At 71.6% G+C, this 13,824-nt stretch carries 13 protein-coding genes; 9 read left to right on the forward strand and 4 right to left on the reverse strand.

Annotation, left to right across the window (positions count from 1 at the left end):
• The first annotated feature begins 142 nt into the window (after nt 1–142).
• The 3 genes from IE136_RS02335 to pgfA all read left to right on the forward strand — a co-directional run bounded on the left by IE136_RS02335 (nt 143) and on the right by pgfA (nt 3,210).
• Entirely contained in the window at nt 143–1,915 is a 1,773-nt protein-coding gene (locus IE136_RS02335) for a lytic transglycosylase domain-containing protein (RefSeq protein WP_189599254.1), read from the forward strand.
• A gap of 164 nt (nt 1,916–2,079) precedes the next feature.
• Nucleotides 2,080–2,220: an SPW_0924 family protein gene (locus tag IE136_RS02340; RefSeq protein ID WP_158986293.1), complete on the forward strand. Its 141-nt coding sequence runs from the start codon at nt 2,080–2,082 to the stop codon at nt 2,218–2,220.
• A 12-nt stretch (nt 2,221–2,232) separates the two neighbouring features.
• Nucleotides 2,233–3,210, forward strand: coding sequence for a cell envelope lipid trafficking protein PgfA (gene pgfA / locus IE136_RS02345; RefSeq protein WP_189599255.1), 978 nt, complete (start codon nt 2,233–2,235; stop codon nt 3,208–3,210).
• Here pgfA and hrpB read toward each other — a convergent pair.
• Together hrpB and IE136_RS02355 are read right to left on the reverse strand one after the other, a co-directional pair.
• Nucleotides 3,194–5,803: an ATP-dependent helicase HrpB gene (gene hrpB / locus IE136_RS02350; protein WP_189599256.1), complete on the reverse strand. Its 2,610-nt coding sequence runs from the start codon at nt 5,801–5,803 to the stop codon at nt 3,194–3,196. The genes pgfA and hrpB overlap by 17 nt on opposite strands.
• A 79-nt stretch (nt 5,804–5,882) precedes the next feature.
• Nucleotides 5,883–6,710: a class I SAM-dependent methyltransferase gene (locus IE136_RS02355; protein ID WP_158986287.1), complete on the reverse strand. Its 828-nt coding sequence runs from the start codon at nt 6,708–6,710 to the stop codon at nt 5,883–5,885.
• Between the two features lie 346 nt (nt 6,711–7,056).
• Between IE136_RS02355 and rpsA the strand changes: the two genes are divergently transcribed.
• Nucleotides 7,057–8,562 carry a 30S ribosomal protein S1 gene (gene rpsA / locus IE136_RS02360; protein WP_189599257.1) on the forward strand — a complete coding sequence of 502 codons (1,506 nt, stop codon included), beginning with the start codon at nt 7,057–7,059 and terminating at the stop codon, nt 8,560–8,562.
• Between the two features lie 100 nt (nt 8,563–8,662).
• Here rpsA and IE136_RS02365 read toward each other — a convergent pair whose 3' ends face one another.
• Nucleotides 8,663–9,610 carry a right-handed parallel beta-helix repeat-containing protein gene (locus tag IE136_RS02365; protein WP_158986283.1) on the reverse strand — a complete coding sequence of 316 codons (948 nt, stop codon included), beginning with the start codon at nt 9,608–9,610 and terminating at the stop codon, nt 8,663–8,665.
• A 272-nt stretch (nt 9,611–9,882) separates the two neighbouring features.
• On the opposite strand from IE136_RS02365, the gene IE136_RS02370 reads away from it, so the two are divergent.
• From IE136_RS02370 to IE136_RS02380, 3 genes are all read left to right on the forward strand, one after another.
• Nucleotides 9,883–10,821, forward strand: coding sequence for a PAC2 family protein (locus IE136_RS02370; RefSeq protein ID WP_189599258.1), 939 nt, complete (start codon nt 9,883–9,885; stop codon nt 10,819–10,821).
• Between the two features lie 63 nt (nt 10,822–10,884).
• A complete protein-coding gene (gene coaE / locus IE136_RS02375) occupies nt 10,885–11,490 on the forward strand; it encodes a dephospho-CoA kinase (protein ID WP_158986279.1) in 606 nt (201 codons plus the stop codon).
• A gap of 139 nt (nt 11,491–11,629) precedes the next feature.
• Nucleotides 11,630–11,995, forward strand: coding sequence for a tetratricopeptide repeat protein (locus IE136_RS02380; RefSeq protein ID WP_158986277.1), 366 nt, complete (start codon nt 11,630–11,632; stop codon nt 11,993–11,995).
• A gap of 19 nt (nt 11,996–12,014) precedes the next feature.
• Here IE136_RS02380 and IE136_RS02385 read toward each other — a convergent pair whose 3' ends face one another.
• Entirely contained in the window at nt 12,015–12,284 is a 270-nt protein-coding gene (locus IE136_RS02385; RefSeq protein WP_189599259.1) for a DUF6343 family protein, read from the reverse strand.
• 186 nt (nt 12,285–12,470) lie between these two features.
• Between IE136_RS02385 and IE136_RS02390 the strand changes: the two genes are divergently transcribed.
• Nucleotides 12,471–13,169 carry a class I SAM-dependent methyltransferase gene (locus IE136_RS02390; RefSeq protein ID WP_373308974.1) on the forward strand — a complete coding sequence of 233 codons (699 nt, stop codon included), beginning with the start codon at nt 12,471–12,473 and terminating at the stop codon, nt 13,167–13,169.
• 112 nt (nt 13,170–13,281) lie between these two features.
• The gene (locus IE136_RS02395; protein ID WP_158986271.1) at nt 13,282–13,767 is read left to right on the forward strand and encodes a DoxX family protein; all 486 of its coding nucleotides are present in this window, start codon (nt 13,282–13,284) and stop codon (nt 13,765–13,767) included.
• Nucleotides 13,768–13,824 lie beyond the last annotated feature (57 nt).

Here is a 13,824-nt window from a genome sequence, read left to right on the forward strand (position 1 = left end):
GCGGTACCGAGGGCGGCCAAGAGGTGACGAAAGCGTGAAAGACGGTCAGGGCTCGGTGTTCGCGGGCCCGTCGGTGTCATAGGGTCTCCTGAGTCCACGCGCGGGGAGCGCGAGTGCAGTCGACGGGGAGGGGACCATACGTATGGCAGCGCAATTCGGCCGCCGGCTGCGCAGAGGAGCCACCAGCGGTGCTGTCGTGGCCGCGGCGGTGGCCGCACTGGCCGCTTCGCAGGGGCCCGGTGCGGCCCCGCCGCCGCCCGCGGACAACGCGAGCGGCGACCGGCCGGTCGGTGCCGGTGACGCCTCCACCCTTCCCGACGGCTCGGCGACCGGTGACTCCCCGTACTACACGGACCTGCCGCCGCTGAACACGCCGAACAAGCCCGGCACCTCCATAGACCTGCCGATCGTCACCGGCCCCGCCGAGGCCGGCATTCCCGCCTCCGTCCTCGCCGCCTACAAGCGGGCGGAGCAGTCCATAGCCGCCAGCGACGCCGCGTGCCACCTTCCGTGGCAGCTGCTCGCCGGCATCGGCAAGGTCGAGTCCGGTCAGGCGCGCGGCGGCCGCGTCGACGCCAACGGCACGACCCTCTCGCCGATCCTCGGACCGGTGCTCAACGGCGTCGGCTTCGCCAACATCTCGGACACCGACAACGGCGCCTTCGACGGGGACGCGACGCACGACCGCGCCGTCGGTCCGATGCAGTTCATCCCCTCCACCTGGGCGACCTGGGGCCAGGACGCCAACGGTGACGGCCGCAAGGACCCCAACAACATCTACGACGCGGCGCAGGCCGCCGGCCTCTACCTCTGCGCCAACAACCGCGACCTCGCGGTCAAGGCCGACCTGGACCGGGCCATCCTCAGCTACAACCGCTCGACCGAGTACCTGCACACGGTGCTGTCGTGGTTCGAGTACTACAAGCGCGGCACCCACCAGGTCCCGGACGGCACGGGCCAGTTGCCGCGGGACCGCAGCGACACCCCGCGCGTCGACACCTTGCCGCGGCCGACGCGCCCGGCGCCCACCACCCCCGCGCCGTCCCCCTCCACCCCCGCGCCGTCCCCGTCGAAGCCGTCCACGCCCGTCACCCCCTCGCCGAGCGACCCGGCCACGAAGCCGCCGGCGAGCGCACAGGTCACGCGGATCAAGGACGCCGGCACCGGCACCCTCACGGCGACCGCGGGCGGCGTCTTCGCCGTGCGGCCGACGATCGCCGCGCTCGACTCGGCGGGCAAGCCGGTCGTGGGCCTCGGCGTCCGGTTCGAGATCGTCGGCTCCACCGACGCCAACTTCGGCGGTGTGGCCAAGAACGTGACCGTCACCACCAATTCCAAGGGCATAGCCGTCGCACCGCCCGTCAGGGCGGGGGAGCGGACGGGCACCTTCACCGTCCGCGCCACGGTTGTCGGCCGGACGCTGGCTCCGGTCGCGTTCACCGCGACCGTCACCGAGCGGCAGGCGGACACCCTGGTCCGGGGCGACGACAAGCAGCTGACCGCCACGACCGAGGGCCGGTTCGCCGACCGGGTCCTGGTGAAGGCGACCCTCGACGGTGCGGCCGCCTCCTCGGTCGGGCTCACCGCCACCATGATCACCTCGGCCGATGCCCCGCGGACGCGCACCGACGGTCCGTACTTCAAGGACGCGAACGGCGCCCCCCTGCGGACCCTCACCGGCCTCAAGACGGACGCGAACGGGCTCCTGACCCTCCCCGACATCTACGCGGACGGGCAGACCGGTACGTTCCTGCTGCGGCTGACCGCGCCCGGCGGCGGCACGCTGACCATCGAGCTCAAGGTCACCGCCCCGGCGCCCGAACCGACGCCGACGCCGACGCCGACGCCGACGCCCGAACCGACCCCGACGCCGGCTCCCTCGACCGGTGCGCCCGAGGTCACGCCGACGCCCTGACCCCGGTCCGCTCCGCGCTTGTTCTGCCCGCGCCGCCTCTCCGTCCTCCCGGACCGAGAGGCGGCGTTCAGGGTTCTGCGTGCGACGTGTTCTCATCTCGCGGCCGCGTTGCTACGGTGCCCCCGCCCTGACGCAGCATCAGTTCGAGCACCGGGAGGCCGACCATGCGCGCCCTCGTAGCCGCTGCCATCGGGATGGTCCCGGTCCTCCTCGTCATTCTGCTCTTCGCCCTCGTCGACCTGCCGCCAGACGGGCCCACCTCGCCCCAGCCCCTCCTCACCGCCGACCCCGGCCCCCAGAAGTAGGAGGAGCCGTCCATGCGCCGCCGAGCCAGCCTCGTCCTGCTCGCCTTCGCCGTGTGTCTCGCCGCGATGGCCCCCACTCTGCGCTGGTACGTCTTCCCCCGGGCGGTCAAGATCCCGCCGAACCAGTACCAGGTGACCGTCCTGGAGGCGAAGCCCGCGACGCTTCTCAACTACTCCACCCTCAAGGCCGAACAGGTCGAGAAGCTCACGATCATCCAGACCCTCAAAGGCAACGTGGAGGAGTCGAAGCGGATCGAGCGCCACGCGGGACGCGACGTCGTCGTCTGGGACTCGCTCTCCTACGTGGCCGGGCCCGACGGCAAGATGGTCTCCCAGATCCCCGAGCGGTACATCTTCGACGCCCACAGCCAGGACCCGGTCCACGCCACGGGCGAGTCCGTCGACGGCGACCCGGTCCGCCGCGAGGGCATCGAGTTCAAATGGCCCTTCCTCACCGAGAAGCGGGACTACCAGTACTTCGACGCCCAGGCCCGCGCCTCCGCCCCCATCCACTACAAGGGCACCCGCACCTTCCGGGGCATGGAGGTCTACTACTTCGAGCAGACCATTCCCTGGACCAAGGTCCCCATGCCCAAGTCGATGCCCGTCAAGGGCATCACCGCCGAGTTCCTCGCCCGGACCGGCATCACCCGCTGGTACACCACCAAGCGCATGTTCTGGGTCGAACCGGTCACCGGAGCTCCCGTCAACGGCGAGGAGATCCACAAGGAGGAGCTCCGCGACGCCCGCACACTCATGGGCCAGGACACCGTCACCGCCTTCGCCGGTCATGTGAAGATGCGCGAGGACTACCTGCGGAGCACCGAAGAGCTGGTGAAGAGCAATCGCGCCCTCGTCCTCCTCGTGACCTCCTATCTGCCGAGGACCTTCGTCGTCCTGAGTCTCGCCCTGCTCGCTCTCGCGCTGTGGCTCGAGGCCCGCGGCAGGCGCGCCGATCCCGTCCGGCCGCCCCTCACCCGTCCCTCCTGAGCCGCGCGCTGGTGTGGCGGGTCGGCGCCGCGGCCGCGGGGTCCTCCGGCCACGGGTGTTTGGGGTAGCGCCCGCGCAGCTCGGCGCGCACCGAGCGGTAGCCGTCCCGCCAGAACGAGGCCAGATCGGCGGTGACTGCCGCCGGCCGGCCGGCGGGGGAGAGGAGATGGACCACGACCGGGACCCCCGCCACCCGGGGTGTCCGGGCCAGCCCGAACATCTCCTGCAGCTTCACCGCGAGGACGGGCTGCTCGCCGCTGTAGTCCACCCGTATCCGTGAGCCGCTGGGCACCTCGATCCGCTCGGGTGCCAACTCGTCCAGCCTGGCCGCCTCGCCCGTCGCCCACGGCAGCAGCCGCTGGAGCGCCTGGCCGGCGTCGATCCGGCCGAGGTCGGCCCGCCGCACCGCCCGGGACAGCTCGGGTTCCAGCCACTCCTCCGCCCGGTCGAGCAGGGCCTCGTCCGACATGTCCGGCCAGGGTTCGGCGAGCACCCGGTGGAGGAAGCCGAGCCGCCGGCGCAGCTCCTGCGACTCCCGGCTCCAGCGCAGCAGCCCGAGCCCCTCGCGCCGCAGCCCGTCGAGCAGCGCTGCCCGCACGAGCTCCGGGTCTGCCCCGTCCCTGAGCGGGCGCGCCGCGAGCTCCACGGCGCCCAGGCGGGAGACCGACCGGGCGACCACGTCCCCTTCCTCCCAGCGGACCTCCTCGCCCGTGTGGAGCAGATGGTCCGCGGCGGTCCGTGCCATGCCCTCGTCGATCACGGCCGCCAGCCGCACCCGGGCCACCGCGCTGCGCGCGGTCCGGTCCGCCACGGCGACGGCCAGCCAGGGCGCGCTGCGCAGTCCCGAGCCCTCGGCGAGCTCGGCGCCCGTCCCCGACACCATGAGGAACCCGCTGCCCTCGCGCGCCCGGGCCACCCGCTCCGGAAAGGCGAGCGCGGTCACCAGACCGGTCACGGCGTCGTCCCCTCTGTGCGCGGCGCCCCCGGAAGCGGAGCCGCCCGCGTCGGAGCCGCCGGCCCTGGAGCCGCCCGCGCCCGGCCGGGATCCGGCCGGGGCCGTACCGGCGTCGGCGGCCGACCGCTCCAGGCGTCGGGCCTCCGCCTTCCAGCGCGCTCCGTACCCGTCCGCGCCGCGTCGTGCCGCACGCCAGGCCGCCGCCAGGTCGTCGCCGTACTCCCGGGGCGGTTCCTCGCTCAGCAGCGCCACCACCTCGGCCGCCCGCCGGACGCCGACCTCGGGCGCGCTGTCGAGGAGGGCCCGGGCCAGGCGCGGATGCAGGCCCAGCCGGGACATCCGTATCCCCCGCTCCGGCACCCGGCCGTTTTCGTCCACCGCGCCGATCGCCGTCAGTACGGAACGGGCCGCCGCCATCGCCCCGGCCGGCGGAGCGTCGAGCAGCGCGAGACCGGCGGCCGTGGGGTCTCCCCAGCACGCCACCCGGAGCGCGAAGTCCGCCAGCTCGGCGATCTTGATCTCGGGGGAGGGGAAGCGTGGTCGGTGGCCGTCCTCGGCCTCCGACCAGCAGCGGTACACGATGCCGTGCGCCTCGCGCCCGGAGCGGCCCGCGCGCTGGGTCGCCGCTGCGGCCGACACCGGCACCGTCGCCAGCGAGCCGAGCCCGCGCGCGTGGTCCGTCCTGGGCTCCCGGGCCAGTCCCGAGTCGACGACGATCCGCACACCGGGCACCGTCAGGCTGGACTCCGCCACCGAGGTCGCGAGGACGACCCGCCGCTCTCCCCCCGGCTCCCGCCCGCGCAGCACGGCGTCCTGCACCGCCGTCGGCGCCCGGCCGTGGAGCTGCAGCACCTCGGCGTCGAGACCCTGGAGCAGCCCCGCCGTCCGGGCGATCTCGCCCGTGCCAGGAAGGAAGCAGAGGACGTCGCCCTCGTGCCGCTCCATCGCCAGCCGTACCGTCGCCGCGACATGACGCAGGAGCGCCGGATCCACCCAGGTGCCGTGGGACGGCCGGATCCCCGCGGGTGGAGCGGCGAAGTGCACGCCGTACCCGTGCCCCTCTCCCGTCGCCCGCACCACGGGCGCCGGACCGCTCCCCTCCAGGACCGTGAGGAGCTCCGCCCACGCCTCCGCGTCACTCGTCGCGGACGCGGCGATCAGCTTCAGCTCGGGACGCAGCGTCGCCCTGACGTCGACCAGGAACGCCATCGCCGTGTCCGCGTCCAGATGACGCTCGTGGCATTCGTCGAGCAGTACCACGTCCGCACCGGACAGCTCCGGGTCGCGCTGCAGGCGTTGGAGCAGGATGCCCGTGGTCACCACCTCGACCCGGGTCGAGGGCCCTGTCCTGCGCTCGCCTCGGACGGAGAAGCCGACGGCCTCGCCGACCTCCTGGCCCAGCAGCCACGCCATCCGCCGCGCCGCCGCCCTGACCGCCATCCTGCGCGGTTCGGCCACCAGCACCCGCCGTCGCGGCCCGTCCCCTATCAGCCCCGCGAGCGCGAGCGGCACCAGCGTGGTCTTGCCGGTGCCGGGAGGCGCGTGCAGCACCGCCGTGCCGCGCCCGTCGAGCGCGCGCAGCAGCTCGGGGACGGCATGGCGGACGGGGAGACGGTCGAGTGCGTCGTTTCGGATCACGCACTCAGTCTCGTACGTCGCCGCCGAGGGCGGGCCCGGCTGTCCACAGAGCCAGTCGGTTCATATGACAAAACTGCTCTCAGTCGCGCTCGCAGACGAAGATCGCAGTGCCGGGGATCAGGTTTCCGCGCAGCGGCGACCAGCCGCCCCACTCCTGACTGTTCCACGCCGGCCACTCGGGCTCGACCAGGTCCACGAGCCGGAAGCCGCCAGCCACGACGTCCCGTATCCGGTCGCCGATCGTCCGGTGGTGCTCCACGTAGACCGCCCGGCCCTGCTCGTCCTGCTCCACATAAGGAGTGCGGTCGAAGTAGGAGGACGCGACCGAGAGCCCCTCGGGCCCCGGCTCGTCGGGGAACGCCCAGCGGATCGGGTGCGTCACCGAGAAGACCCACCGGCCGCCTGGCCGCAGCACCCGGCGTACCTCCCGGAACACCTTCACCGGGTCCGCCACGAACGGCACCGCTCCGTACGCCGAGCACGCCAGGTCGAAGGAGCCGTCCCGGAAGGGCAACGCCCCGGCGTCGGCCTCGACGAGCGGCACGTCCTCGCCGATCCGCAGCGCGTGCTGGAGCTGCCGGTGCGACAGGTCGAGCGCCACCGGCCTGGCCCCCTGCGCGGCCAGCCAGCGTGAGCACTGCGCCGCCCCCGCGCCGATCTCCAGGACGTCCCGTCCCTCGAGCGAGCCGGCCGGGCCCAGCAGCCCCGCCTCGGCCTCGTCGAGCCCCTCCGGGCCCCAGACGAACCGGTCGTCCCCGAGGAACGCCCCGTGCTCGCTCTGGTACTCGTCCGCGTTCCGGTCCCACCATCCTCGGCTGGCCCGGCTGCTCTCCGCGTCACCCGCGTCACGGCGGGTGGCCTCGGGCTCGAACCCGGGACCTTCTTCCTGTTCGTACTCTTGGTTCATCTCGCCCGTCGTTGTAGTTTGCGCTCAGCGCGGCGGTGCCGCCCCGGGCCGACACGGCCGGGGGAGACGTAAGTTGTGCCGGATTTGCGGGGATCCACCCCGGGTGCGCGCTTCGCGCATTGACCCTGTCCGGCCGCCCCCGTATGCTAAAGGTTGCGCTGCGGGCCTGCGCGCCTCAGACGGAGCAGGCCGCGCTCGCACCTGTTGTATGTCCCCTCGGTTTTCGAGGCGTCCCCCGCTCGTGCGGGAAGGCGCTTCATTGGCTGTCCGGCTTCTTCAGTGCGATACGGGCTCACGGCGTAGCAGTACCTACGACTTTCTGTCCGTAACCGGAGCCCTTTCCCACATGACGAGCAGCACCGAGACCACCGCCACCACCCCGCAGGTTGCGGTCAACGACATCGGTAACGAGGAAGCCTTCCTCGCCGCGATCGACGAGACGATCAAGTACTTCAACGACGGCGACATCGTCGACGGCGTCATCGTGAAGGTCGACCGGGACGAGGTCCTGCTCGACATCGGTTACAAGACCGAAGGTGTCATCCCGAGCCGCGAGCTCTCGATCAAGCACGATGTCGACCCGAACGAGGTCGTCAAGGTCGGCGACGAGATCGAAGCCCTTGTTCTCCAGAAGGAGGACAAGGAAGGCCGCCTGATCCTCTCGAAGAAGCGCGCCCAGTACGAGCGCGCCTGGGGCACCATCGAGAAGATCAAGGAAGAGGACGGCATCGTCACCGGTACCGTCATCGAGGTCGTCAAGGGTGGTCTCATCCTCGACATCGGCCTCCGCGGCTTCCTCCCGGCCTCCCTGGTCGAGATGCGCCGCGTCCGCGACCTCCAGCCCTACGTGGGCAAGGAGCTCGAGGCGAAGATCATCGAGCTGGACAAGAACCGCAACAACGTGGTCCTGTCCCGCCGTGCCTGGCTCGAGCAGACCCAGTCCGAGGTTCGCCAGACCTTCCTCACGACCCTCCAGAAGGGTCAGGTCCGCTCCGGCGTCGTGTCCTCGATCGTCAACTTCGGTGCCTTCGTGGACCTGGGTGGCGTCGACGGCCTCGTGCACGTCTCCGAGCTGTCCTGGAAGCACATCGACCACCCCTCCGAGGTTGTCGAGGTCGGCCAGGAGGTCACCGTCGAGGTTCTCGACGTGGACATGGACCGTGAGCGCGTCTCCCTGTCGCTGAAGGCGACGCAGGAGGACCCGTGGCAGCAGTTCGCCCGGACCCACCAGATCGGTCAGGTCGTCCCGGGTAAGGTCACCAAGCTGGTTCCGTTCGGTGCGTTCGTCCGCGTGGACGAGGGCATCGAGGGTCTGGTCCACATCTCCGAGCTGGCCGAGCGCCACGTGGAGATCCCGGAGCAGGTCGTCCAGGTCAACGACGAGATCTTCGTCAAGGTCATCGACATCGACCTCGAGCGTCGTCGCATCAGCCTCTCGCTGAAGCAGGCCAACGAGTCCTTCGGTGCCGACCCGGCCTCGGTCGAGTTCGACCCGACCCTGTACGGCATGGCCGCGTCCTACGACGACCAGGGCAACTACATCTACCCCGAGGGCTTCGACCCCGAGACCAACGACTGGCTCGAGGGCTACGAGACCCAGCGCGAGGCCTGGGAGACCCAGTACGCCGAGGCGCAGCAGCGCTTCGAGCAGCACCAGGCTCAGGTCATCAAGTCCCGCGAGGCCGACGAGGCCGCCGCTGCCGAGGGCGCTGCCGCCCCGGCCGCCGGTAACGCCAGTGCGGGTATCTCGGGTGGTTCGTACTCCTCGGAGTCGGACGACAACTCCGGCGCCCTGGCGTCGGACGAGGCTCTCGCCGCCCTGCGCGAGAAGCTGGCCGGCGGCCAGAGCTGAACGCTCTGACCACCAGCTGACAGGCTGAGAAGCACAAGGCCCGCTCCCTTCGGGGGGGCGGGCCTTGTGACGTTCGCGTCGTGCCGTTCGCGCCGCCCGGTCAGGGGGTGACGGCGATGTTCGTCAGTCCCTTGCCGCCGGTGACGGTGTTCGAGCTGTACACCGTCGTCGTGCAGCCGGCGCTCTGGTTGGTGACGTTGACGGCGAGCTGCCTGGAGCCCGTCGCGCCCGTCAGGTCCGACCGGTTGCCGCGGAAGACCGTGCCGCAGCCCCAGCCGCTCTGCTGGGTGTGGGTCTCGTAGCCGTTGTTGGTCGTGTTGCGGCCGGTGTTGTTCTCGACCAGGACGTTGTTGCCCTTCACGTCCACCCAGGAGTCGTCGAAATGGGCGCCGGTCAGACCACGGCCGTCGAAGGTGTTGCCGATGATCTTCGCCCCGGTGGTGCCCTCCTTGATGTCGACGGCCTCGCCCCCGACGTCCGGGCCGATGGTGTTGTTGAGGATCTGCGCGTTGTCGCTCTTGTCGGAGAGGGTGTTCGCGCTCCCCACGTAGACGCCCTCGCCCATACCGCGTCCGTCGTTGCCGGTGTCGTAGATCCGCGAGTTCTTGATGACACCGTTCCGGCTGGAGTTGCGGAAGTGCACCCCCTCCATGTCGAGGTCGTGCACCGTCACCCCGTCGATCACCACCCCGTTCGCAGCATCGGCCATGATGCCCTTCTGGCCGCCGGTCACGGTCACGCCCTTGACCGTCCAGTGCGAGGCGCCGCTGAGGTGAAGCCCGTAGCCGCCGCCGGCGGTGAGCACCGCGCGCGAGGAGCCGGTGAGGGTGATCGGGGCGGAGGAGGTTCCGGGGGTGGTGGCCTTGAAGTTGCCGGTGTAGATGCCGTCGGCGAGGTGGATGGTGTCACCGGGGCGGGCGTTCGTCAGTGCCGTCCTGAGCTGGGCCGCGGTGGAGACCTCGATGGTCGCGGCGGAGGCCGGGGCGGCGACGAGGGGCACGGCCAGCAGGGCCGGCAGCAGGGGGAGCAGCAGCGATCGGGCGCGCATGGGGGGTCGCATGGGGTGCCCTTCCGTGGGGTTCTCATACGTGGACGATGAGCGAGATGGTGAACCCGTGCTGCTCCGAGACGGTAGGGAGGGCTCATGGTCATGTCAAGGTCTGGACCAGTCGCGGCTCCCGCGAGCACCAGTCGCGAGCTCACGCGCGAGTGCCGCCGGACCGACGAAGAGGCGCTGCCCGCACGGAAATTCATGGCGCGAGGGAATGTCGCTCCCCCGTGGGACGTTCTTTCCTAGGAACGCGAGGAGGAGCGGTAATCGTGCTTGATCCCCAGGATTTGTACGAATGGGACCAGAAGGGCTTGGCCGTCGTGGACATGGCCCTGGCGCAGGAGTCGGCCGGGTTGGTCATGCTGTACCACTTCGACGGCTACATCGACGCGGGTGAGACCGGCGAGCAGATCGTCGACCGTCTGCTGGACACGCTGCCGCACCAGGTGGTGGCCCGCTTCGACCACGACCGGCTCGTGGACTACCGCGCCCGGCGGCCGCTGCTCACCTTCCGGCGCGACCGCTGGACGGCGTACGAGACCCCCGCCCTCGAGGTCAGGCTCGTCCAGGACGCCACCGGGGCTCCGTTCCTGCTGCTCTCCGGTCCCGAGCCGGACGTCGAGTGGGAGCGTTTCTCCGCAGCCGTCCGCCAGATCGTCGAGCGCCTGGGCGTGCGGCTCTCGGTGAACTTCCACGGCATTCCCATGGGGGTCCCGCACACCCGGCCCGTCGGCCTGACCCCGCACGGCAGCCGCACGGACCTCATGCCCGGCCACCGCAGCCCGTTCGACGAGGCCCAGGTCCCCGGCAGCGCCGAGTCGCTCGTCGAGTACCGCCTCACCGAGTCCGGCCACGACACCCTCGGCGTCGCCGCCCACGTCCCGCACTACGTGGCGCGTTCGTCCTACCCCGACGCCGCCCTGACCGTCCTGGAGGCCATCACGGCCGCCACCGGGCTCGTCCTGCCGGGCATCGCGCATGTCCTGCGCACCGAGGCCCGTCGCACCCAGACCGAGATCGAGCGCCAGATCGGCGAGGGCGACGAGGAGCTGGTCGCGCTCGTCCAGGGCCTTGAGCACCAGTACGACGCCGTGGCCGGTGCCGCCACCCGCGGCAGCCTGGTCGCCGAGCCCGTCGACCTTCCGTCCGCCGACGAGCTGGGCCGCGAGTTCGAGCGCTTCCTCGCCGAGCGGGAGGGCGAGGCATAACCCCCACTGGCCCCAACGGCCCCGGTCGGGCGCGAACCCGGCCGGGGACCTAAGCTGCCGCTCATGCTGAAGGTGGGCCTGACCGGCGGTATCGGCGCCGGCAAGAGTGAAGTGTCGCGGCTGCTCGTCTCGTACGGAGCCGTGCTGATCGACGCCGACAAGATCGCCCGCGAGGTCGTCGAGCCCGGGACCCCAGGGCTCGCGGCCGTCGTGGAGGCCTTCGGGACCGACGTCCTGACCGGCGAGGGCACCCTGGACCGCCAGAAGCTCGGCTCGATCGTCTTCGCCGACGCGGACCGTCTGGCAGCCCTGAACGCCATCGTCCACCCTCTCGTCGGCGCCCGTTCCGCCGAGCTGGAGAGTGCGGCGGGACCGCACGACGTGGTCGTCCACGACGTACCGCTCCTCACCGAGAACGGCCTCGCCCCCCTCTACGACCTGGTCGTCGTCGTGGACGCGTCACCCGAGACGCAGCTCGACCGGCTCGTACGGCTGCGCGGGATGACCGAGTCCGAGGCCCGCGCCCGCATGGCGGCCCAGGCCACGCGCGCGCAACGCCGGGCCGTGGCCGACCTCCTCATCGACAACGACGGGCCGCTGGAGGCGCTGGCACCCCAGGTGCGCAAGGTGTGGGAAGAGCTGGAGCGGCGGGTCGTGGCCGAGGACTGAACGGCCGCGGTCGATCCGCCGCCCTCCTGGCGGGGTAGGGGTGGGGGAGGCGAGAGTCGGACCGTCCGGCCGGTTCCGGTACGGAATACGGCCGCCGCGCCCGATGTTGTACCGCCGGAGCAAGGGGAAGGATGCCATCGTGGCCGAAAGGAACCCGGAGACACACGTCATCGACTTCCGCGCCGCCGAGCAGTTGCTCGCCGCGCGGGACCCCCGTGGCGCGGTGAAGCTGCTGGACTCGGTGATCGCCGCCCACCCCGAGAACACCGCGGCCCGTCTGCTGCGCGCCCGAGCCTTCTTCGCCGCGGCTCAACTGCGACCCGCCCAGCTCGAGTTCGAGCTCGTCCTGGAGCGCGAGCCGGACAACGCGTACGCGCACTTCGCGCTCGCCCGCACCTTCCAGCGCTCGGGCCGCCCCGACCAGGCCACGCGTCACTTCCGGCTCGCGGCCGCGCTCGACCCCAAGCCGGAGTACCTCCGGGCCGCCCGCTTCGACACGGGCTGACGGGGGGCGTACGCGCGCCTCAGCGGCCCTTGCCGCCGTGGTCGGGTTCGTACGGCGGGACGTCCCGCCCCGGCTGCCAGTGGGGGCCCTGGCGGAGGTGGCGCAGAACCATGAACATGTCGACCGCGACGATCACCAGCAGCACCCCGCAGGCCGCCGCCCAGCCCGGCCTGCCGACCAGGGCGAAGACCGTCGTACCGAAGACGGCCCAGGTCAGACCCCACAGACTCAGCCAGAACCGCATGCGCAGGGGACTGCGCGCGGTCGACGGCTCACTCCCCGTACGCATGACGGTCGCATCTCCTGCCGGCCCCCCTGAGAGTCCCCGAGGCCTACAGAAGGTCTACCCGCGAGGCGCACGGCAACGCGTGCCCCACCGGGTTCCCGTTCACTCGAACGGGCGGTGTACGGGCAGTCGGCGCCACTGAGGGAACGGTCGTCCGAACCGGGTCGTTCCGGGGACATGAGCGGACGCATGCGTGAAGGACACCAAGGGACGGGCCCCGGAGCCATCACCCCGGACGGGTGCGCTGTCGACGTGTACCGGCGGCTCGCCGTCGGGAACGAACCCGACGTGATCGAGGCCGCCGTGCCGACCGGCGCCACCCTGCTCGAACTGGGCTGTGGCGCCGGGCGGGTGACGGGGCCTCTGGTCGAGCGGGGGTTCGCCGTGACGGCGGTGGACGAATCGGCCGAGATGCTGCACGCGCTCCGGGAGAGCGTGCCCGACGTGGAGGCCGTCCGGAGCCCGATCGAGTCACTCGACCTGGGGCGGCGGTTCGACGTGGTGATGCTGGCCTCGTACCTGGTGCACACCGCCGAGCACCGCACCCGGCAGGCCCTCCTGGAGACCTGCAGACGCCATGTGAGCGACGACGGCTGCGTACTGATCCAACGCGAGGGCGAAGAGTGGCACCTGGACGTGCCCCGTGAACGGCGGGACGCGGCGGGCTGCACGGTGCGGATCGTGTCGGCGGAGCCGGTCGGGGACGGCGTCAACGCGGTCCTCGCAGAGTACGACTTCCCGGACGGCGCGCGCTGGACCCAGACGTTCCGGTCCCGGCCGCTGAGCAAGAAGGACTTCGAGCGCCATCTGGGAGAGGCGGGGCTCGCCGTCGACACCTATCTGACGGACGACGGCACATGGGTGAGGGCGCGCCCCAAGTCCCGCTGAAAAAGGTCGCGTCGGGACGTGGAACGGCGATGAGTTTCCGGCGTCCCGGCCGTCTACCTCTGTGAAAGCGAACGCGCGACACCGACACGCGCGCCGACAAGAGGGAGACACCATGACCACCGACATCGCCGCCTCGGCCGCGACCGCCGCCACGCCCGTCACCGCCGCCCCGACCACCGCCTCCGCCCCGAGGGACGGTGCCAAGAAGCTGGGCCGCCGCGCCGACATCTCCGTACGGGTGCTCCAGATCCTCCTCGCGCTGGCCTTCGCGATCCCCAGCGCCTCGCCCAAGCTCGTCGGCCACTGGTCGGCCGCCGAGACCTTCGACGAGATCGGCTGGGGCGACTGGCTGATGTACGCCGTCGGAGCCCTGGAGCTCGCCGGAGCCGTCGCCCTGGTGATCCCGATCCTGTCGAGCGCCTCCGCGACCGCGCTCACCGGCCTGATGATCGGCGCCTTCATCACCCAGATGACGGTCTTCGACGGCCAGTACGCCCTGACGCCCCTCCTCTTCTCCGTGCCGCTCGTCCTGGTCGCCTGGACGCGCCGCCACCACAACAAGGCGCTCCTCGCGCTGGTCCTGCGGCGCCGGGTGTGAAGCGGCGCCGCACGGGGGATGCGACCCGCACGGGGGCTCCGCCCCCCGACGGGGGAG

It is taken from the genome of Streptomyces lateritius (assembly GCF_014649715.1).
Classification (GTDB): domain Bacteria; phylum Actinomycetota; class Actinomycetes; order Streptomycetales; family Streptomycetaceae; genus Streptomyces; species Streptomyces lateritius.

Excerpts from the sequence above, each read along its gene's own strand:
- IE136_RS02335 (WP_189599254.1), top strand. The coding sequence starts at position 143 with ATGGCAGCGCAATTCGGCCGCCGGCTGCGCAGAGGAGCCACCAGCGGT.
- IE136_RS02340 (WP_158986293.1), top strand. The coding sequence starts at position 2,080 with ATGCGCGCCCTCGTAGCCGCTGCCATCGGGATGGTCCCGGTCCTCCTC.
- pgfA (WP_189599255.1), top strand. The coding sequence starts at position 2,233 with ATGCGCCGCCGAGCCAGCCTCGTCCTGCTCGCCTTCGCCGTGTGTCTC.
- IE136_RS02355 (WP_158986287.1), bottom strand. The coding sequence starts at position 6,710 with ATGAACCAAGAGTACGAACAGGAAGAAGGTCCCGGGTTCGAGCCCGAG.
- rpsA (WP_189599257.1), top strand. The coding sequence starts at position 7,057 with ATGACGAGCAGCACCGAGACCACCGCCACCACCCCGCAGGTTGCGGTC.
- IE136_RS02365 (WP_158986283.1), bottom strand. The coding sequence starts at position 9,610 with ATGCGCGCCCGATCGCTGCTGCTCCCCCTGCTGCCGGCCCTGCTGGCC.
- coaE (WP_158986279.1), top strand. The coding sequence starts at position 10,885 with ATGCTGAAGGTGGGCCTGACCGGCGGTATCGGCGCCGGCAAGAGTGAA.
- IE136_RS02385 (WP_189599259.1), bottom strand. The coding sequence starts at position 12,284 with ATGCGTACGGGGAGTGAGCCGTCGACCGCGCGCAGTCCCCTGCGCATG.
- IE136_RS02390 (WP_373308974.1), top strand. The coding sequence starts at position 12,471 with ATGCGTGAAGGACACCAAGGGACGGGCCCCGGAGCCATCACCCCGGAC.
- IE136_RS02395 (WP_158986271.1), top strand. The coding sequence starts at position 13,282 with ATGACCACCGACATCGCCGCCTCGGCCGCGACCGCCGCCACGCCCGTC.